Consider the following 25,035-nt stretch of genomic DNA (forward strand, 5'->3'; position numbering starts at 1 on the left):
TTACCGATCAGGTGAACGGGAGGAAGTCGCCGTTGACCCAGACGCCCCAGTGGCCGCCCGCGGGCAGGTTCCACCAGACCATCGGGTGACCCTGCCAGGTCTCAGCGGGCTTCTTGGGCGCGTTCGGCGGCGGCGGGAGGCTCGGATCGGGATCGGCACTCGCGATGGCCGTGCCCAGGCCGATGGCGGCCCCGAACACGCCCGTAGCCGCGATGGTCGCCAGGGTTGCCTTGCTCATGAACATGAATGTCCACCTCGGTGCTCGACTGGAGAAGAACTTGGATACCCCGAAGCTTAGCCAAACGAATTGATTGATTCTGCACTTGAGGTCGGCGTCGGGGCCCACAGGTCATCCTGAACCCGCGCGACGTGGCCTGACACCGAGATCGGAAAAGTTTTCCGTGATCGATGTCGAGAACGCCGCGACGGCTCCGTCCCAGAGGTGAGCGACCAACTAGGGTCGCAGAACTGAAGGGAGAATCCCATGGCGAAGTACCTGTTTCTCAAGCACTACCGAGGCGCGCCCGCGTCCGTCAACGACATCCCGATGGACCAGTGGACGCCGGCCGAGATCGACGCCCACATCCAGTACATGAACGACTTCGCGGACCGCCTGAAGGGCACCGGCGAGTACGTCGACAGCCAGGCACTCGCTCCCGAGGGCGCCTGGGTGCGCTACGACGGCGACGGCAAGCCACCGGTGACCGACGGCCCGTTCGCGGAAACCAAGGATCTGATCGCGGGCTGGATGATCATCGACGTCGACTCCTACGAACGTGCCGTGGAGTTGGCAGGAGAACTGTCAGCGGCACCCGGCGCGGGCGGCAGACCCATCCACGAGTGGCTCGAGGTCCGTCCGTTCCTGACCGCCCCGCCGACCGTCACCGAATAGATGGAGCCCGGTGCGGTGGACGAGGCCCGGTTGCGGGATCTGATTCCCGGTGTCCTGGCCGCCCTCGTCCACCGCGGGGCCGACTTCGCGACGGCCGAGGATGCCGTGCAGGAGGCGCTGGTCCGCGCCTGGGAAACCTGGCCGGCCCAGCCACCCGACGATCCCAAGGGCTGGCTGGTCACCACGGCATGGCGACGTTTCCTCGACGTCACCCGCTCCGATGTCGCGCGGCGCAACCGTGAGGCGCGGTTCTGGACCGAACCGGCAGCCGGACCGGTCCCGGCGGACGACGACACATTGCAGTTGTACTTCCTGTGCGCACATCCGAAGCTGTCCCCGTCGTCGGCCGTCGCGCTGACGCTGCGTGCGGTCGGCGGCCTGACCACGCGCCAGATCGCGCAGGCGTATCTGGTGCCGGAATCGACCATGGCGCAACGGATCAGCCGGGCCAAGCGCACCGTCAGCGCGGTGCGCCTGCATCGGCCCGGCGACCTGGGCACCGTCCTGCGCGTGCTCTATCTGGTGTTCAACGAGGGCTACACCGGCGACGTCGACCTGGCGGCCGAAGCCATCAGGCTGGCCCGCCAATTGGCCAGAACCACCGATGACCCGGAAGTTTCTGGTCTGCTCGCGCTGTTCCTCCTACACCACGCCAGGCGTCCGGCGCGCACCCGAACCGACGGGACTCTGGTTCCCTTGGCGGATCAAGACCGCACACTGTGGCGGCGCGACCTCATCGCCGAAGGCGTCTACATACTGCAGGCCGCGCTGGCCCGGGACCGGCTCGGCGAATACCAGGCGCAGGCGGCTGTCGCGGCGCTGCATGCCGACGCGCCGTCTGCCGAGGAGACCGACTGGGTGCAGATCGTCGAGTGGTACGACGAACTCGTCGCTCTCACCGGCAGTCCGGTGGTGCGCCTGAACCGCGCGGTCGCCGTGGGTGAGGCGGACGGTCCGCGCGCGGGCCTCGCGGCGCTCGCCGAACTGGATCCGATGCTGCCGCGTCACACGGCCGCGGCCGCCTATCTGCATGAGCGGGCGGGAGACGTCGCGACCGCCGCACAGCTCTATGTTCAGGCCGCCGCCAAGGCGCAATCGCTTCCCGAACGCAACCATCTCACGCTGCGTGCGTCTGTCCTGCACGGTCGCATTTCCTCCGGCGACGGCTAACCTCCTAGGGGTGGACAACAGTCGGATGAGGGTGTTGATCATCGGCGGGGGATTCGGCGGTCTGTTCTGCGCGCGACGCCTCGGCGGCGTCGACGTCGACGTGACCTTGCTCGACCGGGCGGCCGGACACCTGTTCCAGCCGTTGCTCTACCAATGTGCCACCGGGACGCTGAGCTTCGGCCAGATCAGTCGTCCGCTGCGCGAGGAGTTCGCCCGCCATCGCAATGTCACCACCCTGCTCGGGGAAGCGGTCGACATCGACCCTCGGTCCCGTCAGGTGACCGCTCGCCGGCCGGACGAGACGACGTTCACCATCGACTACGACGTACTCGTCGTGGCCGCGGGAATGCAGCAGTCCTACTTCGGCAAGGAGCACTTCGCTCAATGGGCGCCGGGGATGAAGACGCTCGACGATGCGCTTCACATCCGGCAGCGGGTCTTCACCGCCTTTGAAATCGCCGAGACGCTGCCACCGGGACCCGAGCGCGACGGTTGGCTGACATTCGCCGTGGCCGGTGGAGGGCCCACCGGCGTGGAGCTTGCCGGGCAGATCCGCGAGATGGCCACCCGGACTTTGGCGCACGAGTTTCACAGCATCGAGCCCGAGGAAGCCAGAGTGCTGTTGTTCGACGGCGGCGAGCGTGTGCTCAAGGCGTTCTGTCCCGAGCTGGGGGAGAAGGCGACACGGTCGCTGCAGCGGCTGGGCGTCGAATTGCACATGGGAGTTCACGTGACAGATGTGGGTCGGGACGGGGTGACGGTCACCCCGAAAGCCGGAGGGCCCGACGAGCGATACGTGGCACGCACCGTGTTGTGGACCGCCGGGGTCGAGGCCGTGCCGTTCGCCCGGCACGTCGCCAAGGTGCTGGGCGCCGATGCCGACCGCAGCGGCAGAATCGCTGTGGAGCCGGACCTTTCGGTGGCCGGATATCCCGAGGTGTTCGTGATCGGGGACCTGGCCGGTCGCGACAACCTGCCCGGTGTTGCCGAGAATGCGATGCAGGGCGGCCTGCACGTCGCTTCGTGTATCCGCAGGGAACTGGCGGGCAAGCCCCGAAAGCCCTTTCGTTACCGCGACCTCGGGGCGGCGGCGTACATCGCCCGGGGGCAAGCACTTCTGCAAGTCGGCCCGATCAGGATGGCCGGGTTTTTCGGTTGGCTGGCGTGGGGTTTCATTCACATCGCGTTCCTGGCTGGAATCCGCAACCGGCTCAGCACGGTCGGCACCTGGCTGGTCACCATCGCGCGCGCCAGCCGCTCGCACCGGGCATTTCTGCTCGGCGCCTCAGGTCTTCCCGAGCAGCGTTACACCTGGACGACCTGGGACGCGCTGACACCGCCACCCGATTCGCCTGAGGAGCGCGACAAAGCCTGAGCATCTGGCCGGCGTCGAGTCAGCGGTTATCCGTCTCGCTCCGGCCTGGCCTCAAGGTCGGGTGCGGCTGCGGCGAGCAAGGCCTTCCGGTCACCGGTGAGCGGTGGATAGATCCGTTCGGTGTTGATGGTCTTCTTCGTGGTCTTGGCCACCGTCCCGGTCGCGACGACGCGCCGGTCCCAGCCCTCGGTGTAGACCGCTCCGGCCGGACCCAGATCGAGAACGGTGACATACCAAGGGATTCGAAGCGCACGCATGGGCAGGCCGAGAATGTCGCCGATCACGTTGTACCCGGCGTACCGACCCATCGGCCTGCCGTGCTGACACGACATCACGGACAGATGACCGTCATCCACCCTCGCCGCGGCCACATCGCCTGCCGCGAAAACTCCGGGTGCACCGTCGACCCGTAGGAAGTCGTCGACGGCCAGCCGGCCGAACCGGTCCAGCGTCCCCGCGAACTGCGCTGTCAGAGGGTTGGCCCGCATTCCCGCGCACCACACGACGGTCGCGGTGGGCACCATGTCGCCCGATGAGAGCGTGACCGCACCGATGTCGACGGCGTCGACGCTGACCCCGGTCATGACCTCGACCCCGTTCTCGGCCAACGCGGTTTCGATCACCGGGCGCGCCGATTCACCCATATCCGATCCCACCTGGGCGTTGTGATCGACCAGCAGAACTCGAGGCGTGACGGTGCCGGTGCACATCGTGGCGAGCCGCGCCGGGAGTTCGCATGCGGTCTCGATGCCGGTGAGCCCCGCCCCGACCACGACGACGGTGCAGGCGCCCGCCGTCTGGGGATCGGCGGTCACGATGTCCAGATGAGCGGCCAGCCGGGCGGCGCCGTCGAATGTGTCGACGTCGAAACCGAACTCGGCAAGGCCGGGGACATTCGGCCGCACGACCCGGCTGCCTGCCGCCAGCACCAGTCGGTCATAGTCGACAACCAGCGTTCGCCCGCCCTGCTGCGCGGTGACAGTTCGGGCCTCGACATCGATTGCGGTGACGTCGGCGACGATGTGACCGACGCCCACGGGATCGAGCAGTGTCTCCAGTGGGATCCGACATGCCGAGAGGTCGGTTTCGTAGTTGCGCACCCGGATGTCGTGGAAGGGCCGGTCGCTGATGACCGTGATCTCCACCGCGGTGGCTTCCGATCCGATCTCGTGGACCCGTCTGGCCGCGGCAAGCGCTGCCCACAACCCGGCGAAACCCGATCCGACGATCAGAACGCGGCCCACCGATTCAGCGTGCCATGCGAGACACGTCGTGGTCGCCAGTATCGCCGCGCGCGAGCCCGCGCTTCATTCGGCGCAGTGTGCGACGATGCACAGTGCTCGTCCTGGCTGATCCTGCTCCCCGATGCAGGCGTGTCGGCCGAGGTAACAGAGAGGACTGCCGGATTGATGACCGAAGCGCGCCGCGCCACAGTCTCAGCCAAGGGTGCGAAGCTCGCGATCGCCGGGTTGAGCATCGTCGGAGCCGTGCTGACCAGTCCCGGTCAGGCAGCCGCCGACCCCGTCCTTCCTGATCCTCCGCCTGCACCGGCGGATCCCGCGGTGGCAGCACCGCCGCCGCCGGCCCCGGCCGGTCCGCCGCAGGTGCCCGAGATCGCCAATCCCGTGTACGGCTCGGGCCAGTACGGATCGGGTCCGATCGGCACATTGAGGGATCTGTGGCATCAAGCGCGCGATCCGGGTGGATTCCAGGGCGACGGGGGAATGCCCGAGGGTGGTGTTGCGCCGCCACCGGGTGCCGGACCGCCGCCGCCCCTGCCGCCCGGCTACCGATCGATCAATGCTCCGGGCTCGGAGACACCGGTCACGGCACCGGCGCCCGGCACCGGACCGGCGGGCCCAGCGCTGCCGCCCGGGTACTACCCGTTGAACGGTCCGCCGCCTCCCGGCTACGAGTTCCACTCTCCGGGTGGGCCGGCCGCAGCTGCCGCGCCTCCGGCGGCGCCTACGCCGTGACCGCGCGTCCCAATACGTGGCGTAGCGCCTGATCCAGGTCGGGATGGCGGAAGCGGTGTTCGGCGGCGGTGAGCACCGCGGGGACTGCGCGTTGGCTGGCGCAGGCCAGTTCGCGAGCACCCTGGTCGCCCAGCAGTAACCGAGGCCCCAGCGTCGGTACCGGCAGAATCGTCGGGCGGCTCAACACGTGACCGAGCGTGTCGGTGTACTCAGAGTTGCGTACCGGCTGCGGTGCCACGGCGTTGACCGGCCCCGACAACTGGCTGTCCCACAGCGCACGGTGATAGATGTCGACCAGGTCGTCGATTCCGATCCAGGGCAACCACTGCTGCCCGTCACCGATACGCCCGCCGAGCCCGGCCGCGAACAATGGCCGCAGCAGTCGCAGGGTGCCACCGCTCGGTGACTGCACGATGCCCGTGCGGACACGCACCACACGCACACCCGAATCCGCGGCCGGTGCCAGTGCGTCCTCCCATCCGGCCACGACGTCGGCCAGGAAACCATCGCCGCGTTCGCTCGACTCGGTGAGTACCTCGTCGCCGCGGTCGTAGCCGTAGAAGCCGACCGCCGAGGCGCTGATCAGGACTTGTGGTCCAGCGTCGGCATGCGCGGCGATCTCGGCGAGCCGGCGGGTCGGCGCGATGCGGCTGTCGCGAATGGCCTGGCGGTGTTTGTCGGTGAACCGGCCGGCGATCGACGCTCCGGCCAGGTGGATGACAGCATCGACGCCGTCCAGCAGATGCGGATCGGGATCGTTCGGATTCCATTGGCGCTCATCGAGTTTGGTCGATGGGTGGCGTACCAGGCGGATGACCTGATGACCTCCGGTGCTCAAGAAAGCTGACAATGCCGAACCGACGAGTCCGGAAGCTCCGGTGACGGCTACGGTCAGCGGTTTCAAGCCATGCGTCCGGGCCAGTTGATGGGCGGCGAGGTCATCGACCAGCTGACGGTGGCGATAAGCGAACATCGGACGCAGTAACCGCCCGGGAATCGGGGTTTCCACCCGGTCGGTCATACGGGTGTGGGTCGCGTCGATGGCTTCGAAGTCATGTATGTGCTTCCAGCGCACCGCCAGCGCCGCCGGCAACGAGGCGGGTGCGCCGGCGGCGACCTTGTCGACGAAGCGCCGTGGCGGATCGTAGGCGTCGGCCTGGTGCTGGGCCACCCAACGCAAACCGCCGGGCAGGGCGAGCTCGGCGCGGCCGTCCCGCAGTGAGGACGCCTCGGTTCTGAGGTGCATGGGTTGCCATGGCGGCGACAGCCTGGCGAACGCGCCGGGCCGGGCGTGCCAGGCAAAGACTTCTTCAATCGGGGCGCCGACGACGCTGGAGTACACCAATCCCATCGACCGACGTTACCCGCGATTCGGGACGGACAGGGGCCGCGCGTTTCTCGCTCGTGCGCCCGCGTAGGCGAACAGCAGTCCGGTCCCGATCTCAGAAAGGGCTGTCACCCAGGAGAACCACGTGACATTGATGCGTGGTCCGCTGATGAAGCTGTCCTGGAAGGCCGGCCAGAAACTCGGCAGCAGGTGCGCATAGCTGAACACGAGTGCGCTTCCGACGCCGGCGAAGACCGCCGCTTCGGGAGCCCGTGGAATGCTGCGCAATGCCATGGTGATCGCGATGACGACGACCACGCCCTGAACCATTCCGCCGGCCATGATGAAGGTCGGGGATGCAGACATTCCTCGCCGCAGATGATCGGCCACGTGTAGCCCCCAGCCGAGCAGGAACATCCACGCGGTGATACGCAGAAAGCGGTGAGCCGCAACATCGTTCGGTGCCGTCATATGACCCCCATCGACGAACTACTACAACCGATAGTAGATCGCCTCGCGGCCCAGGGCAATGCCGAAGATCGCGGGAATGTCCATGGGACCGGGTAAACCGGCTCGGCCTGTGTCCGTAAAGGCCGCGTCCGTAAAGGCTGTGGGGGAGCTAGGCCGGACGGAGGATCGCGACGAGGAAGTCCGAGCTTTCGGTGAACGGACGAACATCCCAGGTGGACAGCAATTGATCCGGAACCAATCCGGCCGTTGCCGCGTCGTCGAGGAACTGATCGAACCCGTACTCGCGGCCGGCGCCGAATCCGATCACCGCTCGGCCGTCGTCGGCGAGGTGGGCGCGCAGCCGCCCGAGCACCAGCACCCGGGTGCTGGGGGCGAGGAACGTCATCACGTTGCCCGCGGAGACGATGATGTCGAACGGGTCGGCGATGCCGCGCGCCGGCAGGTCGAGTTCGGCCAGGTCGCCGACGAGCCACCGGGGCCCAGGATGATCGTTCTCGGCCGCCTCGATCAGTACCGGGTCCACGTCGACGCCGACCACCTGGTGCCCGGCGCCGGCCAGATATGCGCCCACCCGCCCGGGACCGCAGCCGGCATCCAGGATGCGGGCGTTGCGCGGCGCCATCGCGTCCACAAGACGAGCTTCGCCGGCCAGGTCCTCGCCGGCTCGCTCCAACGCGCGAAAGCGTTCGATGTACCAGTGCGAGTGGCCGGGATCGGCCGCGACTTTCTGCATCCACATGCTCGGCTCGACCATATGAGCATTGTCGCAAGCGTGGACCGGGCTCCGGGTTGGCGGTGTAGGTCAGCCCTGGGCGTCGAGGATCTTGATCGCGAAGATCAGCGAATCGCCCGCCTGGATACCGGCGGCGGGCTCGCCCTCGGGATAGCCGTCGGCCGAGGTCATCGCGACCGCCACGGTGGATCCGACTTTCTGTCCCGAAATGGCCTTCTGGAAGCCGGGCACCACGCCATTGAGCGGGAAGTCGACCGGCTCGCCGCGTTCGTAGCTGCTGTCGAACACCGATCCGTCGCGTCCGTTGACGCCCATGTAGCAGACCGTGACGTTGGCCGACGGTGAGACGACCGGACCGTCACCGGCCTTGAGGGTGTGCACCTGGGTCTCGGCCACGCTGAACGGCCCGGTCACCTTGACCACCGGAGCCGCGGTGTCGGTGGAGCCGGTGACCGCGACGTTGCCGCTCGCCCCGGACAGCGTCCATTCGGGAGTGCCGGCGTTCTGTGGCGCTGCCGTCGGGCATGTGCTGGCCTCGGTGGCCGTCTCGGCGATGGACGGAGTGAGTGCATCGGCCACCGACGGCGTGCTCGCCGAGGATGTGGCCGAGGAGGTTTCCGTGTCCGAGCCGCACGCGGCAAGCGCCATGGTCAACGACGCGGCACAGGCCACGAGCACAAACGAGGAAGGCACGCGAAAGGAGTTCATCCCCGTCACGCTACAGCCGCGTCGGCCGGGGACTGCCCACGGCTGGCGCCGCGGTGCGGGGTTGCGCGACGAACCTGACGGGTCGCGTGGGGTGCGCCGATCAGAGGTGTTGTACTGCAGTGAGTTTGGCCAGAACCTTGATACCTTCCAACTTAGCCGCCACACTCGAGGTGATGGCTGAATGCCTCGACTTCACAGGCATGTTGCGTTCGGCCGGGCTCCGCGTCACCCGCCCCCGGCTGGCGGTGCTCGACGCGGTGAACAAGCATCCACACGCCGAAACCGACCTGGTCATCCGAGCGGCCCGCGTCCAGCTCCCCGATATCTCGCACCAGACCGTGTATGACGCGCTCAATGCGCTGACCGCGACCGGCTTGGTACGTCGCATACAGCCGACCGGATCGGTGGCCCGCTATGAGACGCGGGTCGGCGACAACCACCACCATGTCGTGTGCCGATCGTGCGGTGTCATCGCCGATGTGGACTGCGCCGTGGGCGATGCGCCGTGCCTGACCGCATCCGACGACAACGGCTTTGCCATCGATGAAGCCGAGGTCATCTATTGGGGTCAATGTCCTGACTGTTCACGCTCTCGAAGTACTTGACGGCAACCCCGTCAGTCAACGATGAAAGGGAATGTAATGCCTCCGAACAGCTCCGATACCTCCGACGCCCGTCCACCCCACGCCGATACCGAAACTCACAGCCACAGCGAGTCGGAGAACCCGGTCATCGAGTCACCCAAGCCCAAGGCTCATGCACCACTGACCAATCAGGACTGGTGGCCCGATCAAGTCGATGTGACGAGACTGCACCGGCATCCGGCCGAGGCGAACCCGCTGGGTGCGGATTTCAACTACGGCGTGGAGTTCCAGAAGCTCGACGTCGACGCGCTGCGGTCGGACATGCTGGAGCTGATGACGTCGTCGCAGGACTGGTGGCCGGCCGACTATGGCAGCTACGCCGGGCTGTTCATCCGGATGAGCTGGCATGCCGCCGGGACGTACCGCATCTTCGACGGCCGTGGCGGCGGAGGCCAGGGCGCGCAACGATTCGCGCCGATCAACAGTTGGCCGGACAACGTGAGCCTGGACAAGGCGCGCCGGCTGCTCTGGCCGATCAAGCAGAAGTATGGCAACCAGGTCTCCTGGGCCGATCTGATCATCTTCGCCGGCAATGTTGCTCTGGAGTCGGCCGGATTCAAGACCTTCGGCTTCGCGTTCGGCCGCGAGGACATCTGGGAGCCGGAGGAGATCCTGTGGGGTCAGGAGGACACCTGGCTCGGCACAGACAAGAGATATGGCGGTACCAACGAAAGCGATCGCAAGCTGGCCAACCCGTTCGGGGCCACCACGATGGGCCTCATCTACGTGAATCCCGAAGGGCCCGAAGGCAAGCCGGATCCTTTGGCGGCGGCCCACGACATCCGCGAGACGTTCGCCCGGATGGCGATGAACGACGAGGAGACGGCGGCGCTGATCGTCGGCGGCCACACGCTGGGAAAGACGCACGGCGCCGGCCCGGGTGACCTGGTCGGTCCCGAACCGGAAGCCGCGCCCATCGAACAGCAGGGTCTTGGTTGGAAATGCGCATTCGGCTCAGGTAAGGCCGGCGACACCATCACCAGCGGGCTGGAAGTCGTCTGGACCACGACGCCGACGAAGTGGAGCAACAGCTATCTGGAGATCCTCTATGGCTACGAGTGGGAGCTGACCCAGAGTCCTGGTGGCGCTTGGCAATTCGAGGCCAAGGACGCGGAGCCCATCATTCCCGACCCGTTCGGCGGGCCACCGCGCAAGCCGACGATGCTCGTCACGGACGTCTCGATGCGGGTCGATCCCATCTACGGCCCGATCACGCGGCGCTGGCTGGAGCATCCCGAAGAGCTCAACGAGGCATTCGCCAAGGCCTGGTACAAGCTGCTGCACCGCGACATGGGTCCGATCAGCCGCTACCTCGGCCCGTGGATACCCGAACCGCAGCTGTGGCAGGACCCGGTGCCCGATGTGGACCATCCGCTGGTCGACGAGCAGGACATCGCGACGCTGAAGGGCAAGGTGCTCGAGTCCGGCCTGTCGGTGCAGCAACTGGTGAAGACGGCCTGGTCGGCGGCTTCGAGCTTCCGGGGCACCGACAAGCGCGGTGGTGCCAACGGGGGTCGGCTGCGCCTGCAGCCTCAACGCAACTGGGAGGTCAACGAACCGTCCGAGCTGGACAAGGTGCTTCCGGTGCTGGAGCGGATCCAGCAGGACTTCAATGCCTCCGCATCCGGCGGCAAGAAGATCTCGCTGGCCGACCTCATCGTTCTGGCCGGCTCCGCCGCGGTCGAAAAGGCCGCTCGAGACGGCGGATACGAGGTCAAAGTGCACTTCGTCCCGGGTCGCACCGATGCCTCACAGGAGAACACCGACGTCGAGTCGTTCGCGGTGCTCGAACCGCAGGCCGATGGGTTCCGCAACTTCGCACGCCCGGGTGAGAAGGCGCAACTCGAGCAGTTGCTGGTGGACAAGGCGTACTTCCTCAACCTGACCGCACCGGAGATGACCGTCCTCGTCGGCGGGCTGCGTGCGTTGGGCGCCAACCATGGTGGCAATAAGCATGGTGTGTTCACCCAGAACGCCGGTGCGTTGTCCAACGACTTCTTCGTCAACCTTCTCGACATGAGTACCGAGTGGAAGCCTTCGGAGACCACCGAGAACGTGTACGAAGGCCGAGATCGCGCGTCCGGTCAAATAAGGTGGACTGCTACGGCCAATGACCTTGTGTTCGGCTCGAATTCGGTGTTGCGCGCTGTCGCCGAGGTCTATGCGCAGGAGGACAACAAGGGCAAGTTCGTCGAGGACTTCGTGACGGCCTGGGTCAAGGTGATGAACAACGATCGTTTTGACCTGGACTGAGCCGAGCGGAGCGGTGTCTCTATCCCGACAAACGTGTACTGAGCACCGCGGGACTCCATTTCGGCCACGTCGGCGATCCGACGACGAATCCGCCGGCGATCTGAGCGACGATCCGGGGGCCTCTGATGGTGCTGTTGTCGTAGAACGTCGCGGAGTCCGCACGCACCGCGGCGACGGCGACAAGGTCCCAAAGGCGTTGGTAGCGTTCCCGAATCTTCGCCTCGGGCACATCGTGGCCACCCGCCTGGACGCGGTGGCGCACGCGCTGAACAGCCAGATCTTCGGGGATCAGCAGGCAATGCAGTACGACGGTGTATCCGGCCGCGTGTGCGTGGTCGATGAGTTCGAGCTTGGAAGGATGTGAGAACACCGTCTCGGCGATGAACGACTCACCGAGATCGATGAGTTTGGTCCGGGTTTCGGCGGCGACCAGTGCGGCCTCGTAGGAGTGCGGGCCAGGGTCGTGGGGCCACCGTCGTTTGGCGATCTCATCGGCATTGACGAAAGCGCTGCCGGGCAGAAGAGGTGCGAGGGTGAGTTCGACAAAGGTGGACTTGCCGGCGCCGTTGCAACCGACGACGAGGTCGAGGCGCTTCACCGCGTGACAGTGCGGTCCGTGTCAGCGCAAACCACGATCACGGTTGGTGCGCCAGCACCGCAGTGCTGCCGTCGGGGCGGTACTGCACGATCTCGCCGTTGTCGTCGAGGGCTACCGTGGTGATCCCGCGTCCGGCCAGCGTCTTGCCGTAGTCGGCGCGGGCCAGGCTCTCCTCGATGGAGGCGGCGATCTCGGCGTCGAACACGGTGCCTTCCTCGGCCGTCAATTCGCGCAGGGGGATGTCGCCCGCCAACGCTGACTCCACCTTGCGGCGCGCCGCGCTGTGCTGGCTCGATACCGCCCGTCCCACTCGCGCCCAGTGGTCGAGTTGCTGTTTGGCCGATCGGCTCTGACGTGCGCCTTCTGCGGCAGCACTGTCCATCAGGTCGGCGGCGAACCGGGTGACCCGATCTGCGGTGTCGGTCATGACGGACCTCCGTTGTAGCAGTCTGAAACCAGCGTAGCAGAATGCTACAACGTTGGCAGTCCCGGCGTTATGCCCCGAAATATGCCCTCGATATCACCGCGTTCTCGGCCGTACCGCCCGATTGATGACGTCAACATCATCAAGGTTCCCACGGTGATGGAGCTTGCCGGCGCCGAAGGCGGCGAAAGGTCGGATGGTGACGCGACTGCCACGGTCGGATGTGCGGTGCGGCGGTTTCGCCCGGCACGAGCGCGGAGAGTGCTGCCGACGGGCACGACCGGCAAGGTCACCGATTTTTGCCGCAGCCCTGCCGTCGTCGTCACGCCGGCCGCGACGTACGGGGGCAGCCGCCGGACATCCGTAAAGCCTTTGAAGTCAACCGTTTCAGGCCGCCGCGCGCCTAGACTTGTGGGCATCAGGGCAGCCGGATTCGTGCCCCAGAGCTCGTGACAACTTAAGGAGGGGACCATGGTCAGGATTCATACGGTCGTGGCGGGGGAGACGCTGTCAGCACTGGCGCTGCGGTTCTACGGAGACGCGGAACTGTACCGGCTGATCGTGGCGGCCAACGCAATTCCCAATCCCGACGTCGTCAGCGTCGGGCAAAAATTGGTCTTTCCCGATTACACGCGGTACACCGCCGTCCCCGGAGACACGTTGCCTGCCGTGGCTTCCCGTTTCTACGGGCATGCCGAGTTGTCCCGTTTGGTAGCTGCCGCCAGCGGCATCGCCGATGGCGCCGGCCTCAATCCGGGGCAACGGCTCATCGTGCCGGAGCTCAAGAGGTATACGGTGGCTCCCGGGGATACGTTGTCGGCGTTGGCATCACAGTTCTACGGCGACGCCTCGTTCTATCCACCGATAGCCGGTGTCAACGGCATCCCCGACCCAGGTCACATCAACCCCGGACAGACGCTGGTCATCTTCAGTGGTCGTGGCGACGGGTTCGGCCTGCGCATCGTCGACCGCAACGAGGCCGACCCCCGCCTCTGGTACTACCGGTTCCAGACTGCGGCTGTCGGATGGAACCCCGGCGTCAACGTCCTGCTCCCGGACGACTACCACACCAGCGGCCGCACCTACCCCGTGCTCTACATGTTCCACGGCGGCAACGACGACTTCCGCTCGTTCGACTTCATGGGTATTCGCGACTGGACGGCAGGAAAGCCGATCATCGTGGTGATGCCCGACGGGGGGCATGCCGGCTGGTATTCCAACCCGGTCACTTCCTTTGTCGGACCGCGCAACTGGGAGACATTCCACATCGCCCAGCTGCTGCCGTGGATCGAGGCGAATTTCCGCACGTACGCGGAGTATGACGGGCGCGCGGTCGGTGGCTTCTCGATGGGCGGCTTCGGTGCGCTGAAGTACACGGCCAAGTACTACGGCCACTTCGCATCGGTCAGCGCTCACTCCGGTCCGGCGAGCCTGCGCCGCGATTTCGGCCTCGTGGTGCACTGGGCGAACATCACCTCGGCGGTCTTGGATCTGGCCGGAGGAACGGTTTACGGCGCCCCGCTGTGGGACCAGGTCAGGGTCAGTGCCGACAATCCGGTCGAGCGGATCGAGAGCTACCGCAACAAGCGGATCTTCCTGGTTGCTGGAACCAGTCCCGATCCGCTCAATTGGTTCGACAGCGTGAATGAGACGCAGGTCCTTGCCGGCCAACGGGAGTTCCGCGACCTTCTCGGACGTGCCGGCATCCCGTTCGAAGCGCACGAGGTGCCCGGCGGTCATGTCTTCCGTCCCGACATGTTCCTACAGGATCTCGACGGGATCATCGCGCGACTGCGTCCAGCCAACGTTGTCAGTAGCACTTTGTAACAGCAACCTCACCTCTCTCAACTGTCACATTTGCATCAGAAATCATTCTTTTCACTACCAACGCTTTGGAAACTTAATTCACGGTAGCCAACAATTGTCACAGTGGGCGAGGCTGGAATTTAGAAACCCTCGTCGGTGCACGTGGGAGGGCACGGTTGCCAGCAATAGGTGGTCTGGCCTGGAGTTTTGCTTTCATGGCGTCCGGACCTCGCCATGCCCATCTGCCACATCAGCCGCATAACTATTAAATAAACTCAAAGAAGATAATTAGACTCTCTAGCACGGCTATTTTACTTTCGCCTCATCGGTAAACTCTGTATCACGATGGGCTGCAAATAGTCTTTCGCCCGCCATTACAGGCGTGCACAGGCAGTGCATGCCGCGATGAAGGGATCGACATGCGCGTGCGCAAGGTCGTCACCGTCTTCGGTTTCGTCGGTGCGATCGCTCTGGCTCAGACCGTCTTGACAGTCCCCAACGCCGGTGCGGAACCGAACTGGGACGCGATGGCGCAATGTGAATCGGGCGGCAACTGGTCTGCTGACACCGGCAACGGCTTCTACGGTGGGCTCCAATTCGCGCCCGCCACGTGGGCATCCCATGGGGGTAGGGGATCGCCCGCCGAGGCCAGTCGCGAGGAACAGATTCAGGTGGCCCGCAACGTATTGCGAACTCAAGGGCTCGGGGCTTGGCCGGTGTGTGGCGGGCCGATCGGCATGGCGACCGGGACCTGCCGCCAGATGGTGGCGTGGATTCCCATCGGGCACTTGCCACGTCTGTGTACCGTGGTGCTCAATCCGCTGTCCTGATACCCGTTTTCGCCAGTTGCGGTGAGCTCTCGACAGCTCAGGTTGACGACGTCCCTGCCGCGGTTGCGCTTTCGGTGGCTCGGTCCCGTGTGCCTGTGACGGTGCCCACGCGCGGCGGGGCAAAGTCTTGGGCCGCACCGAACCTCCTCTCAGCAAACCCTCAGTGCGGTAACGCAACATCTACGTAGGCGCCGGCAGGGCGCATAAATGTCGGTGTCGCAAGGGAAGAAGCAAACGCATGAATCAGTGGTCGGGGATGTCGTCGCAAAGTAGCAACCGTGACTGGGAAGCGAATGGCACGGCGGATCAACGGGATTCAAGCCCGTGGAGCCGCAAGGGCTATCAGCAGCCGTACCCGCCTTATGGGGTGCATCCCGAGGTGACCCAGAAGTTCGACGCCCCTCTGGTGCAGGAGAGTTCACAGCCGAAGAAGAAGTCGCGCGTCGGTGTGCTCGTCGCCGGCACCGCGGCGGTGGCGATGGCTACCGGCGCAGTGGCCGCAGTCGCCGTGGTGGATCACGCCGCACGCCCGACGCCAGTCGCTCAGGCACCGGCCGCTGACCGCATCGGCATACCTTCGCCGGCCGTGGGAGCCGCTCCGGCACAGCCGAAGGGTTCCGCACCCGCCGGGTCTGTTGAACAGGTCTCCGCCAAGGTGCTGCCCAGCGTGGTGAAGTTGCAGGTCGAGACCGGTCAAGGGCGGGAGGAAGGGTCCGGCATCGTTCTGAGCGAAGACGGCCTGATCCTGACCAACAACCACGTCGTGGCCTCGGCCGCCCAAGGTGCCGGCGGTCAGGGTCCGATGGCCGCGCAGGCGTCACCTGATGGCGCGTTCCCCGGATTCCCGCGCGGACTGCTTCCCGGCGGACAGTTCCCCGGCGACGACCCGTATTCGCCCGACGGCCCTTCGGCCAACAGTTCCGGTCGCTCCGGCGGCGCCATCCAGGCGACCATCACGATGTCCGACGGACGCACGGCGCCGTTCACCGTTGTCGGCACCGATCCCGACGACGACATAGCGGTGGTGAAAGCGCAGAACGTCTCCGGGCTCACTCCGATCACGATCGGCTCGTCGAAAGACCTCAAGGTGGGCCAGAACGTCGTTGCGGTCGGCTCGCCTCTGGGCCTTCAGGGCACCGTGACGACCGGCATCATCAGCGCGCTGGATCGCCCGGTCGCGACCGGCGACGGGCAATCCGGCCAGCATTCGGTGATGAGTGCCATTCAGACTGACGCCGCGATCAATCCCGGCAACTCCGGTGGTGCTCTGGTGGACATGAACGGGGACCTCATCGGCGTCAATTCGGCGATCGCATCGTTGGGGGACAGTCAGGGTTCGCAAGGTGGCGGGCAAGCCGGATCCATCGGTCTGGGTTTCGCCATCCCGGTGGATCAAGCCAAACGTATTGCCGACGAACTTGTTTCGACGGGAACCGTGCAGCACGCCTCGTTGGGCGTGCAACTTTCCGGCAATGACACCCGGGGCGCCGCCGTCGCCGGCGTCGTCGCAGGCGGTCCGGCAGCAGCCGCGGGCCTGCCGGAAGGAGCAGTGATCACCAAGGTCGACAACCATGTGATCGACGGTCCGGATGCCCTGGTCGCCGCCGTGCGCTCCAAGGCGCCGGGGGACACCGTGACGCTGACCTATGAGGATGCGTCCGGAGCTTCGCGAACCGTGGATGTCACTCTCGGGCAGGTGCAGGCGTAGGAACCTCGGAGTCGGCCCCAGCCTGGTATTCCTGGCTGGGGCCGATCGTCATTGCCGTTTCGGGGGGTCACGTAATCGGCGATGCTCCCGGAAATGGTTGTAGCACAGCAGGATTTCCCACGCTGTGGCGGTACGCGGTGGGCGTGGTGTCGAACCAGCGCTTGCAGGCTCGGGTGAGCACGCTGTGTTCGGCATAGCCGAGATGGCGGCAGATTTGGTCCAGGCTCAGGTCGGTATCGAGCAGTAGCCGGTGGGCGACGTCGCGGCGGGTCTCCTCGAGTAGTTCGGCGAAGGTGGTGTCTTCGGCGGCCAGGCGGCGACGCAGGGTTTTGGGGTGAAGGCCGAACTGACGCGCGGCGATCTCGGCGGTGAGATTTCCGGTCGGCAGTAATTGGCGGATGACGCTGCGCAGAGTGTCTGCCAGGCCGCGGGTCGTGGTGGCCGGGGTGGTGGACAGGTAGTTCAGGGCGAGTTGATGGGCGACGATGTCGTGGCTGAGCGGCCGTTGCAGATCGCTTGCGCGCACGGTGAATCCGGCGATCGGCTCGTCGAAGTGCGGCGGGCAACCGAAATAGCGGCGATAGTCGGTTTTGGTGCCCAGCGCCGGGTGGGGCAGGTGCACGGCCACGGGTCGGTAGGCGGTGCCCAGAAACAGATGCAGCGCCTGCAATGTGACACCGAGCGCCAGTTCGATCGCCTGCGCCTGCGCCTGCGCAGGTCGCGGATTGAGCAGGAAGTCGAACTCGAACCGGCCCAGTGCGGGATCGGGATGGACAGTGACCCGCGTGACGATGCCGGGACTGTAGGCGTTCATGTAGGTGTCGAGTACGGCGAACGCGTCGGCAACGGTGGCCGAGGTGCGGGCCGCGAATCCGACCGGGCCGAGGATGTCGATGCTTTGGCGCAGCGCGAGCTGACGACCGAAGTCACCCACGTTGAGAACCACGGCCGCGTCCTCCACGGCGGCGATGGCGTTGCGCAGCGGGATATATCGGTCACGGTGCCCGACGTCATCGGCATCGAGGTTGACCAATCCGAGCAACGCTGCGGGGTCACCGCCGTGCGCGGTCACCAGTGACGAATACCCGGTCAGTGAAGAGCCCCGGATCAGCAACATGTCCATGACAGTCAAGAACTTGTCCAGGAAAGTCAAGACAACCTGGTCGGCATGCAGCAAGATGATCGGAGCCCGGTTCACTGGCGACGGTGACATGGGGACGGGCCCGTTGTAACTACACGCGTGCCGGTGCGGCACGCCGGTCTGTCCCGATGAAGGGGTGTGGGTTGAAGTTCTCCAATTCGTGGCAATGGCTGAAGGGTGCGGTTGCCGTGATAGCGGCGACGGCTGCATCGACGGCTGCGCTGACGGCGTGCAGCGGTACCGGCGGATCCGACGATCGGAATGAGTTGAGCATGGAGCAAGTGCGCGAAATCGCGAAAGAAGCCTACATTTACGGCTTTCCGATGGTCGACAACTACCGCATCCAATACTCCTACTTCGTCGACAAGGAGGATTCGAATTACAAGGGCGCATGGAACCAGCTCCACAGCATCGCCCGCGTTGCCACACCGGCCGACACCGCCATCCAGACACCCAACTCCGACACGCCCTATTCCTTCGTCGGCGCTGACCTGCGCAGCGAGCCGCTCGTGCTGACCATCCCGCCCATCGAGGCCGGGCGCTACTTCTCCGTGCAGTTCATCGACGCCTACACCTACAATTTCGCCTACGTCGGCAGCCGCACCACCGGCAACGGCGGCGGCACATATCTGCTTGCCGGACCGAACTGGCACGGCGAGAAGCCCGCCGGCATCACCGAAGTCGTCCAGTCCGACACCGATTTCGCGTTCGCCGCCTACCGCACCCAGCTGTTCGGTCCCGACGACCTCGACAACGTCAAGAAGATCCAGGCAAGCTACCGGGCCCAACCCTTGTCGGCGTTTCTGAACCAGCCGGCCCCGGCCGCAGCGCCCGCCATCGACTTCGTCAAACCCCTGGCGCCCGAGCAGGAGAAGACCTCGGCCGAGTTCTTCGACATCCTGGACTTCACGCTGCGCTACGCCCCGACGCTGCCGTCGGAGAAAGACCTGCGAGCCCGTTTCGCCACCATCGGTATCGGCGGTGACGACGCCTTCAACGCAGACACGCTGACACCCGATATGCGCGCCGCCATCGAAGGCGGAATGGCCGACGCCTGGGCAGAATTCACCGCTTTGCAGACAGACAAGATCAACACCGGGAAGGTGACCACCGCCGATCTTTTCGGAAGCCCCGAGGAAATGGGCGACAACTACCTCTACCGGATGGCCGGGGCCGTGCTGGGCATCTACGGCAACACCAAGCAGGAGGCGATCTACCCGTACTTCGCGACCGACTCGGCTGGAGCGCCGCTGAACGGGGCCAACAACTACACCTACCGGTTCCCGCCCGGACAGCTGCCTCCTGTCAAGGCGTTCTGGTCGTTGACCATGTACAAGCTGCCGGAGATCCTGCTGGCGGCCAATCCCATCGACCGGTACCTGGTCAACTCAGCGATGCTGCCGAGCCTCAAACCCGACGCCGACGGCGGTTACACCCTCTACATTCAGCACGCATCACCAGGCGCGGACAAGGAATCCAACTGGCTGCCTGCTCCGCAAGGCCCGTTCAGTCTCGTCGAACGGCTGTACTGGCCCGAGCAATCCGCGATCGATGGCCACTGGCAGGCACCCAAACCGCAGAAGGTCTAGAACCCATCCTGCGCGAGGTGGCCGCTGGATTCAACCCGGATGAGAGCACGTACACGCATGGTTTCGTATGTCGATCACCGAACTTGGAGGTTCCGATGAAGAAGTGCACGCTCGTCCTCATTGCTGCCACGGCCCTGTCCATAGCGCCGATGACGGGAGCGCCCGCCGCGGGCGCGGAAGTCTGTGCCGGCGCCGACGGACGCCATTTCGCCGCCGGCGGCTGCACCGACATCGCCGGTGACGCCGCCACCGGTGCGGCCATCGCCGCAGCCCACGATCCCTATGTTGCCGGTGAAATCCCTTGTTACACCGTCGAAGGCGTGCCCTACTACACTCCGCCCGGGGAGCCTTGCTGATTCGTGATCGGAAAGCGCCGGCCCCTCGGGGATTGCCGAGGTGACGACTAGATGGCCCCAGGTGTTCCAGGCGGGCTCATCGACCCGTCGACATTGGGCACCATTGCCGGGGCCGGGATCCCGCCTCCGGCAGCGTCATCTCCGGGGATGCCGTCGTCGGGCGCCTGGTCGTACATGCCTCCGAAGCAGGACGGATTCCACCCCTCAGTCGCGCATGCCGGATCATCCGGGCTATTGGGTTCGAAAGTCGCGAGCATGCCGGGTGGCGCTGAAGCGACGGCGGCGATATTCGCTGGAAGCACCGCACCCAGCACGGATAGTCCAGCAATCGCCGCCACGGCTGCTCTGTTCAGCGTGTTTCGTGCCTCACAAGTCATCGTCCGACTCATCTGCCGCTCCTTTACCTGGGACCTGACGCGGGGCGGCTTGACGTTTGCCATGGCCGATCCGGTATTGCCCATGCTTGCAGTTCCGCAGGTGCCGTGGGTGAAAACCGGAGCTTCGCTGGCAGATCCTGGCGATGCCAGTTGTCAGAGGAGTCCGCTCACGTGGACGGCAGGGCATCTACGATCGGGGTGTTCTGGGCTGCGGCGACCCACCATTTTCCGCCACTGAGCACCAAGACGTACATCGCCATCTCGCTGAAACCACCGTCAAGCGCACTTCGGCGAATCTGCGCCACGGTCACCCCTGGTGCGGGGCAGACGACCTGCGCCAGTTCAAAGCGTGATGGCGGAACAACAGGTGGGCCGCTCATCATCCGGCGGTGAATCGGGTTGAGGATCGAATATCCTTGGAGTGCCGCGCCTTTCGGCGTGCCCCAAAGGATGTCGCCGGCGAACATGCTGTCGTAGACGTCGGCGTCGCCCGCGTCGCCGCCACGCTGAAGTTGGTCGATCAGATCACGCACCGCTTGCGAGCCGTCGAGGGTCGGATCATCGAGGTCGGGGCGTCGCGTCGTCATCGCTCAACCGTAATATCTCAACTGCACTTGAGTTCAAGGAGTTTCACGCGCCCGGTGATCGGAATCGATCTGTTCGCGAAGAATATCTCCGTGACCCGCGTGCCTGGCGAACTCTTCGATCATGGCGAGCAGGGTCCATCGCATGCTGACTGTGCCTTCGCGGGGATTGTGCTTTGTGTCGTCGAGGTCGAACCCGGCCGCGATGGCTCGTGACCGCCGGCTCGCGCGCTCGAACTCGGCGATGACGTCGGGCAGTGTCTCGACGTCTGATACGGCGAAGGTGCCCTCGTCGCGGTTGGAGTATCCGTCGCACTCAGATTCATCGAGACCGGCCCAGAACCGTTGGAACCAAATCCTTTCCGCAGCAGCGGCATGTTTGAGGATCGAGATCGGCGTCGAAAGCGATGTGACGAGCCGACGGCGGGCGTCTGCCTCGGACAGGCCTCGTGCTGTCTCGATGAGCGCCTGCCGGTTGCGGTCGAGCATGTTCTCGATGATCTCTCGCTCGCTGCCGTTGGTAATCCGGTAGGTATTCATGGGTTTTCGGCTCCATTCTGGGTGCTGTGGTCTGTGATGGCAGAACGTGGTCACAGAAGCTGTGGGTGTGCCGATGCATCTGGGGCAGCGACGAGGTGGCCGACGCCGGTAGGCGATCGGGAGAGGGGAGCGCCCAACGCGCGGATGCGGACGATCGCGGGCGAAACGGCTGCTGCCAGAGCCAGTATGTCGGAGATCTTGATTCAGGGCTACGACTTGACGACTCGGGGACAGCTGATGGACCAGGCGTCCCCGAAAATTAGTTGGACGGGATCAGATGCAAGTTGATAGCGTGCGCGAGACCGTGACATTACGCGAGGAGGTGAGACCCATGACCGCAGGAATCATGTGGGTGCTCCCACTCGTGCTCACGGTCGGGCGTTGACGTAGGTGTCGCCGGGAGCGCCTGAAACAGGCAATCCCGAAAGGCAACACCATGCAATTCATTTCTGCGACATCGTCGAACGGTGTCATCGAACGCAATTTCGCCGTGGGCGAGGTCACCGGCGTGCTGTGGTCGCCCGCATCGACGTCCGTCGGTGGGCCACTGCTCTTGTTGGGGCACTCCGGCGGCATGCACAAGAAGGCTCCCGGGCTGGTGGCCAACGCGCTTCACAGCGTTACCGCCCATGGGTTCACCGTCGCTGCCATCGACGCACCGGGACATGGCGACCGGCCCCGAAGCGATCAGGATCAACAGTGGGCCGAGGAAATCCATCGGGCCCGTGCGGCGGGGGAGCCGATCGCCCCCATCGTCATCGACTACAGCATGTCGCTCGCGCGGCGTGCGGTACCGGAATGGCAAGCAACGCTGGACGCGTTACTGGCGTGGCCGGAGATCGGCGACGAAGCGCCCATCGGATATGGCGGCGTGTCATCGGGAGTCGTGACCGGGCTGCTGTTGGCCGCGGTCGAACCCCGGATCGCTGCCGTGAGCTTCGGCGCGGTTTTCGTAGACGACACTCTGATCGAGGCCGCACGGCGGATCAGAGTTCCGGTCGAGTATTGGATCCCTTGGGACAACGACATTTTCAATCGCGCATACGAGGTCGATTTGTTCGATGCGTTCGGGTCGACGGAGAAGACTCTGCACGCCCATTCGGGCCGGCCTCATTCTGCACCGGAACACGCACGCGACAGTTCGGCTCGGTTCTTCGCTCGCCACCTTCGCCGTTACGCGAGAGGCGGGTCGGACTGACCTCAACGGGTGTCTGTGGGTCGCCGTCGTGGCGGCCCTCATCGATGGCCGGCAGGGCTGGGTTGCAATTGGTCCCACATCGTGCGGGCGGCATCGACGACGCGGTCGTCGAGATGGTGGGTCGGTGCCGCCTGCGCGATCGCCACGAGCGCGTCGGCGAGGCAGATCGGACCGACCGAATGCTGCCGGGCGTGCTCCACAATCTCGTCGAACGCTTGCTCGACGCTGCATCGTCGTAGGCCCACGACGATTCCTTTGGCAGTGTCCAGCGCCCGCGCACCCGCGGATGTCTGGCCGGGCGATCCGGTGTGGGCGTACATATCGTCATCACCTCCAGCATGACTGTCGCATCGGTCATTTCGTTGTGTACCCACCGGTCGTGCGCCCCACCGTCCGAGCGGTCGGTGACGGGTCCTTTGGCAACGTTCCCGCGCTCGTCGTGCGGTCAGCGGGAGGTGGTGAGAAGCGCCTGGTCGACGTAGGTCAGCCCGGTGGGCGGAACCTTGCCCGAGATCGCCTCAAGGAACTGGGCGGCGAATTCACGAAGTTTGGTGTTCGTCTCTTGGGAGCGCCAGACCAGGATCTCGAATGCACGCTGGGCCGAAACACCATAGGCGGCCATGAGTACGCCTTTGGCCTGTTCGATGAGGGACCTTGAGGCGGCGATATCGGACATCATCGCGGTGATCTCTGACTGCTGGGCCTCGGTGACATCGATGTAGAACCCCGAGGTGCCGGTCACGGTGCCCTGGTCGTCACGCAGAAGGTCGCCCACCACGATCACCAAATGGGTGTGGCCTTCGGTGTCGATGATGCGGTGACGGCTGCTGAACGGTTGGCCGCCCAACACGAGGTCCAGTACCGCGGCCACCTGTTCACGGTCCTCGGGGTGCTTGTGTTGCAAGAGCAACTCGGTGGTGGGCTGGACCGTGCCGGGCTCGTACCCGTGCATCCGCGCAACCGCATCGGACCATTCCCACCGTTGGCCGTCCAGTAAGAACCTGAATCGTCCGACCCGTTGCGGCGCACCGGAACCCATGACCGTCTCCACTGCCGTGAGCTCCTGAGCGATGCTGCCGTCGCCGTCCACCGAGTCGATGTTCGTTTCTGGCACGAACAGGGTGGACGTGGTCCGCTCGTCCACATCCGGGGTCAGATCTGATGAGTTCTCCACCATATTTGGCCTTCCCTCAGGACTGGAAAACCTATGTCTGAAAGCATAGCCTTGTTGTATCGACGGTTCTACCCTTATTCGACGAAGATGGGTGAAGCGATTGGTCACGGAGGATGGAGAGAGGGTGTGACGAAGGAGGATGGGGCCGCGCGGTCGGCGCGCGGCGTGTACGGAATCTCGGTGGCCGCCGAGCTCTCCGGGATCGGGCCGCAGACGCTGCGCCTCTACGAACGGTGGGGATTGATCAACCCGTCGCGGACCGCGGGCGGGACCCGGCGCTACAGCGATGACGACATCGAACAGCTACGGCGGATCACCGAATTGGTCGACCAGGGCATCAATTTGGCCGGCATAGTCCAGATCCTCGATCTGCAGGAGAAGAACGTCGAGCTCGAATCCGTCAACAGCGAGCTGGAATTGCGCAACGCTGCGCTCGAGGCCGACCGAGAGACCCCGCAACCGCAGCCACGGCAGAAGGCCGCGGCCCGTGGCGGAGGGCGTCATGGCTCCGGGCACAACCCAGATTCCGCGAGACGCACCGGCCAGTAAGAAGTCTCGGTCTCCAGCGGCGTCGAGCGCCATCCGCGGGCACTGGATGGGTCAGTCTCTCCAGACAACCTTGTCGGTGCCCCCGGCGTCCCGATAAACGACGCTGTCCGGGGCGGTGGCGCCTCGTACGTCGAAGTAGACCCGCCCGGTTGTCTGGGTGCCCGGCGCGATCGGTTGGTTGGGAAGTCCGTCCGTCTGATTGCCCTTCATGTCCGCGTACGTGGAGCTGTTGACGGCTCGCGCGTTGAAATCGGAAATGTTCGGAGTGGGGGAGCCACTCACAGCTCGGGCCGTCACGTCGGAGTACCAAATGCCGTCGTTGTGACCGCTGGGGCGCAAGTTACTGACGGTGTAGTCGATGGCGCCTCCCGGACTCGGGACCTCTGCGGTTTGCCCGAACTGCAGCACCTCCGGATCGGCGAACCCGGGTGGCGCCGCCAAGACTCCGGCCACCGCCACTCCGGCAGCGGCCACTGTAGTTTTCAGAGCGATTTGCGAAAACGTCACCTCAAGCTCCCTCCGCCATTCTCCTGTCTCCAAGAGTGATTGCGTGTGGTTCCACCTGACGGGTAACCGCACACGAGGATTACAAACCTGCGAGCGGCCGTCGGC

28 protein-coding genes are annotated in these 25,035 nt (G+C 65.2%); 13 read left to right on the forward strand and 15 right to left on the reverse strand.

The window, feature by feature from the left end; genetic code table 11:
- Positions 1-7 precede the first annotated feature (7 nt).
- Positions 8-238, reverse strand: coding sequence for a hypothetical protein (locus H977_RS0120055; RefSeq protein ID WP_502691186.1), 231 nt, complete (start codon positions 236-238; stop codon positions 8-10).
- 246 nt (positions 239-484) lie between these two features.
- Here H977_RS0120055 and H977_RS0120060 point away from each other — a divergent pair, with 246 nt between their 5' ends.
- The 3 genes from H977_RS0120060 to H977_RS0120070 are packed head-to-tail and all read left to right on the forward strand — an operon-like array spanning position 485 to position 3,437.
- Positions 485-892, forward strand: coding sequence for a YciI family protein (locus H977_RS0120060; protein WP_029109537.1), 408 nt, complete (start codon positions 485-487; stop codon positions 890-892).
- Positions 893-2,062: an RNA polymerase sigma factor gene (locus tag H977_RS0120065; protein ID WP_029109538.1), complete on the forward strand. Its 1,170-nt coding sequence runs from the start codon at positions 893-895 to the stop codon at positions 2,060-2,062.
- Positions 2,063-2,087: 25 nt separating this feature from the next.
- The gene (locus H977_RS0120070; protein ID WP_155946741.1) at positions 2,088-3,437 is read left to right on the forward strand and encodes an NAD(P)/FAD-dependent oxidoreductase; all 1,350 of its coding nucleotides are present in this window, start codon (positions 2,088-2,090) and stop codon (positions 3,435-3,437) included.
- A gap of 26 nt (positions 3,438-3,463) precedes the next feature.
- On the opposite strand, the gene H977_RS0120075 is transcribed toward H977_RS0120070, so the two are convergent.
- The gene (locus tag H977_RS0120075) at positions 3,464-4,681 is read right to left on the reverse strand and encodes an NAD(P)/FAD-dependent oxidoreductase (protein ID WP_029109540.1); all 1,218 of its coding nucleotides are present in this window, start codon (positions 4,679-4,681) and stop codon (positions 3,464-3,466) included.
- A gap of 165 nt (positions 4,682-4,846) precedes the next feature.
- On the opposite strand from H977_RS0120075, the gene H977_RS0120080 reads away from it, so the two are divergent.
- The gene (locus tag H977_RS0120080) at positions 4,847-5,413 is read left to right on the forward strand and encodes a hypothetical protein (protein ID WP_036476549.1); all 567 of its coding nucleotides are present in this window, start codon (positions 4,847-4,849) and stop codon (positions 5,411-5,413) included.
- Here H977_RS0120080 and H977_RS0120085 read toward each other — a convergent pair.
- The 4 genes from H977_RS0120085 to H977_RS33550 form a co-directional block, all read right to left on the reverse strand.
- The gene (locus tag H977_RS0120085) at positions 5,403-6,764 is read right to left on the reverse strand and encodes a TIGR01777 family oxidoreductase (RefSeq protein WP_029109542.1); all 1,362 of its coding nucleotides are present in this window, start codon (positions 6,762-6,764) and stop codon (positions 5,403-5,405) included. The two genes, H977_RS0120080 and H977_RS0120085, sit on opposite strands and share 11 nt — an antisense overlap.
- Positions 6,765-6,773: 9 nt before the next feature.
- Positions 6,774-7,211 carry a hypothetical protein gene (locus H977_RS33545; protein WP_036476481.1) on the reverse strand — a complete coding sequence of 146 codons (438 nt, stop codon included), beginning with the start codon at positions 7,209-7,211 and terminating at the stop codon, positions 6,774-6,776.
- A gap of 148 nt (positions 7,212-7,359) precedes the next feature.
- Positions 7,360-7,965 carry a class I SAM-dependent methyltransferase gene (locus tag H977_RS0120095; RefSeq protein WP_029109543.1) on the reverse strand — a complete coding sequence of 202 codons (606 nt, stop codon included), beginning with the start codon at positions 7,963-7,965 and terminating at the stop codon, positions 7,360-7,362.
- 48 nt (positions 7,966-8,013) lie between these two features.
- Complete coding sequence (locus H977_RS33550; protein ID WP_029109544.1) at positions 8,014-8,652, reverse strand: FKBP-type peptidyl-prolyl cis-trans isomerase; 639 nt, start codon at positions 8,650-8,652, stop codon at positions 8,014-8,016.
- A gap of 173 nt (positions 8,653-8,825) precedes the next feature.
- On the opposite strand from H977_RS33550, the gene H977_RS0120105 reads away from it, so the two are divergent.
- Positions 8,826-9,257 carry a Fur family transcriptional regulator gene (locus tag H977_RS0120105; protein ID WP_029109545.1) on the forward strand — a complete coding sequence of 144 codons (432 nt, stop codon included), beginning with the start codon at positions 8,826-8,828 and terminating at the stop codon, positions 9,255-9,257.
- A gap of 36 nt (positions 9,258-9,293) precedes the next feature.
- Positions 9,294-11,549 carry a catalase/peroxidase HPI gene (gene katG / locus H977_RS0120110; RefSeq protein ID WP_029109546.1) on the forward strand — a complete coding sequence of 752 codons (2,256 nt, stop codon included), beginning with the start codon at positions 9,294-9,296 and terminating at the stop codon, positions 11,547-11,549.
- A 19-nt stretch (positions 11,550-11,568) separates the two neighbouring features.
- On the opposite strand, the gene H977_RS0120115 is transcribed toward katG, so the two are convergent.
- Complete coding sequence (locus tag H977_RS0120115; RefSeq protein WP_029109547.1) at positions 11,569-12,147, reverse strand: ATPase; 579 nt, start codon at positions 12,145-12,147, stop codon at positions 11,569-11,571.
- Between the two features lie 37 nt (positions 12,148-12,184).
- Entirely contained in the window at positions 12,185-12,574 is a 390-nt protein-coding gene (locus H977_RS0120120; RefSeq protein WP_029109548.1) for a TA system antitoxin ParD family protein, read from the reverse strand.
- 468 nt (positions 12,575-13,042) lie between these two features.
- Between H977_RS0120120 and H977_RS0120125 the strand changes: the two genes are divergently transcribed.
- The 3 genes from H977_RS0120125 (at position 13,043) to H977_RS0120135 (ending at position 16,915) form a co-directional block, all read left to right on the forward strand.
- Positions 13,043-14,398, forward strand: coding sequence for an alpha/beta hydrolase-fold protein (locus tag H977_RS0120125; protein WP_029109549.1), 1,356 nt, complete (start codon positions 13,043-13,045; stop codon positions 14,396-14,398).
- Positions 14,399-14,796: 398 nt separating this feature from the next.
- The gene (locus H977_RS0120130; protein ID WP_029109550.1) at positions 14,797-15,207 is read left to right on the forward strand and encodes a transglycosylase family protein; all 411 of its coding nucleotides are present in this window, start codon (positions 14,797-14,799) and stop codon (positions 15,205-15,207) included.
- Between the two features lie 478 nt (positions 15,208-15,685).
- Positions 15,686-16,915, forward strand: coding sequence for a S1C family serine protease (locus H977_RS0120135; RefSeq protein ID WP_029109551.1), 1,230 nt, complete (start codon positions 15,686-15,688; stop codon positions 16,913-16,915).
- 67 nt (positions 16,916-16,982) lie between these two features.
- Here H977_RS0120135 and H977_RS33560 read toward each other — a convergent pair whose 3' ends face one another.
- A complete protein-coding gene (locus H977_RS33560; protein WP_051288971.1) occupies positions 16,983-18,032 on the reverse strand; it encodes an AraC family transcriptional regulator in 1,050 nt (349 codons plus the stop codon).
- 296 nt (positions 18,033-18,328) lie between these two features.
- Here H977_RS33560 and H977_RS0120145 point away from each other — a divergent pair, with 296 nt between their 5' ends.
- Positions 18,329-19,645: a DUF1254 domain-containing protein gene (locus H977_RS0120145; protein WP_502691187.1), complete on the forward strand. Its 1,317-nt coding sequence runs from the start codon at positions 18,329-18,331 to the stop codon at positions 19,643-19,645.
- A gap of 95 nt (positions 19,646-19,740) precedes the next feature.
- Positions 19,741-20,001 carry a hypothetical protein gene (locus H977_RS0120150; protein ID WP_029109553.1) on the forward strand — a complete coding sequence of 87 codons (261 nt, stop codon included), beginning with the start codon at positions 19,741-19,743 and terminating at the stop codon, positions 19,999-20,001.
- A 47-nt stretch (positions 20,002-20,048) separates the two neighbouring features.
- Here H977_RS0120150 and H977_RS35380 read toward each other — a convergent pair whose 3' ends face one another.
- From H977_RS35380 to H977_RS0120160, 3 genes are all read right to left on the reverse strand, one after another.
- Entirely contained in the window at positions 20,049-20,339 is a 291-nt protein-coding gene (locus tag H977_RS35380; RefSeq protein WP_155946728.1) for a hypothetical protein, read from the reverse strand.
- 206 nt (positions 20,340-20,545) lie between these two features.
- Positions 20,546-20,965, reverse strand: a complete 420-nt coding sequence (locus H977_RS0120155; protein WP_029109554.1) for a nuclear transport factor 2 family protein — start codon at positions 20,963-20,965, stop codon at positions 20,546-20,548.
- Between the two features lie 33 nt (positions 20,966-20,998).
- Positions 20,999-21,502, reverse strand: coding sequence for a DinB family protein (locus tag H977_RS0120160; protein ID WP_029109555.1), 504 nt, complete (start codon positions 21,500-21,502; stop codon positions 20,999-21,001).
- Between the two features lie 436 nt (positions 21,503-21,938).
- On the opposite strand from H977_RS0120160, the gene H977_RS0120165 reads away from it, so the two are divergent.
- Positions 21,939-22,700, forward strand: coding sequence for an alpha/beta hydrolase family protein (locus tag H977_RS0120165; RefSeq protein ID WP_029109556.1), 762 nt, complete (start codon positions 21,939-21,941; stop codon positions 22,698-22,700).
- Between the two features lie 38 nt (positions 22,701-22,738).
- Here H977_RS0120165 and H977_RS0120170 read toward each other — a convergent pair whose 3' ends face one another.
- Both H977_RS0120170 and H977_RS0120175 read right to left on the reverse strand, forming a co-directional pair.
- Positions 22,739-23,020, reverse strand: a complete 282-nt coding sequence (locus H977_RS0120170; protein ID WP_029109557.1) for an ANTAR domain-containing protein — start codon at positions 23,018-23,020, stop codon at positions 22,739-22,741.
- 125 nt (positions 23,021-23,145) lie between these two features.
- Positions 23,146-23,877, reverse strand: coding sequence for a PAS and ANTAR domain-containing protein (locus tag H977_RS0120175; protein WP_231396009.1), 732 nt, complete (start codon positions 23,875-23,877; stop codon positions 23,146-23,148).
- Positions 23,878-23,961: 84 nt separating this feature from the next.
- Here H977_RS0120175 and H977_RS33565 point away from each other — a divergent pair, with 84 nt between their 5' ends.
- Positions 23,962-24,423, forward strand: coding sequence for a heat shock protein transcriptional repressor HspR (locus H977_RS33565; protein WP_051288963.1), 462 nt, complete (start codon positions 23,962-23,964; stop codon positions 24,421-24,423).
- Between the two features lie 51 nt (positions 24,424-24,474).
- Here H977_RS33565 and H977_RS0120185 read toward each other — a convergent pair whose 3' ends face one another.
- Positions 24,475-24,930, reverse strand: coding sequence for a DUF1942 domain-containing protein (locus H977_RS0120185; protein WP_029109559.1), 456 nt, complete (start codon positions 24,928-24,930; stop codon positions 24,475-24,477).
- Positions 24,931-25,035 lie beyond the last annotated feature (105 nt).

Source organism: Mycobacterium sp. URHD0025 (assembly GCF_000426065.1).
Classification (GTDB): domain Bacteria; phylum Actinomycetota; class Actinomycetes; order Mycobacteriales; family Mycobacteriaceae; genus Mycobacterium.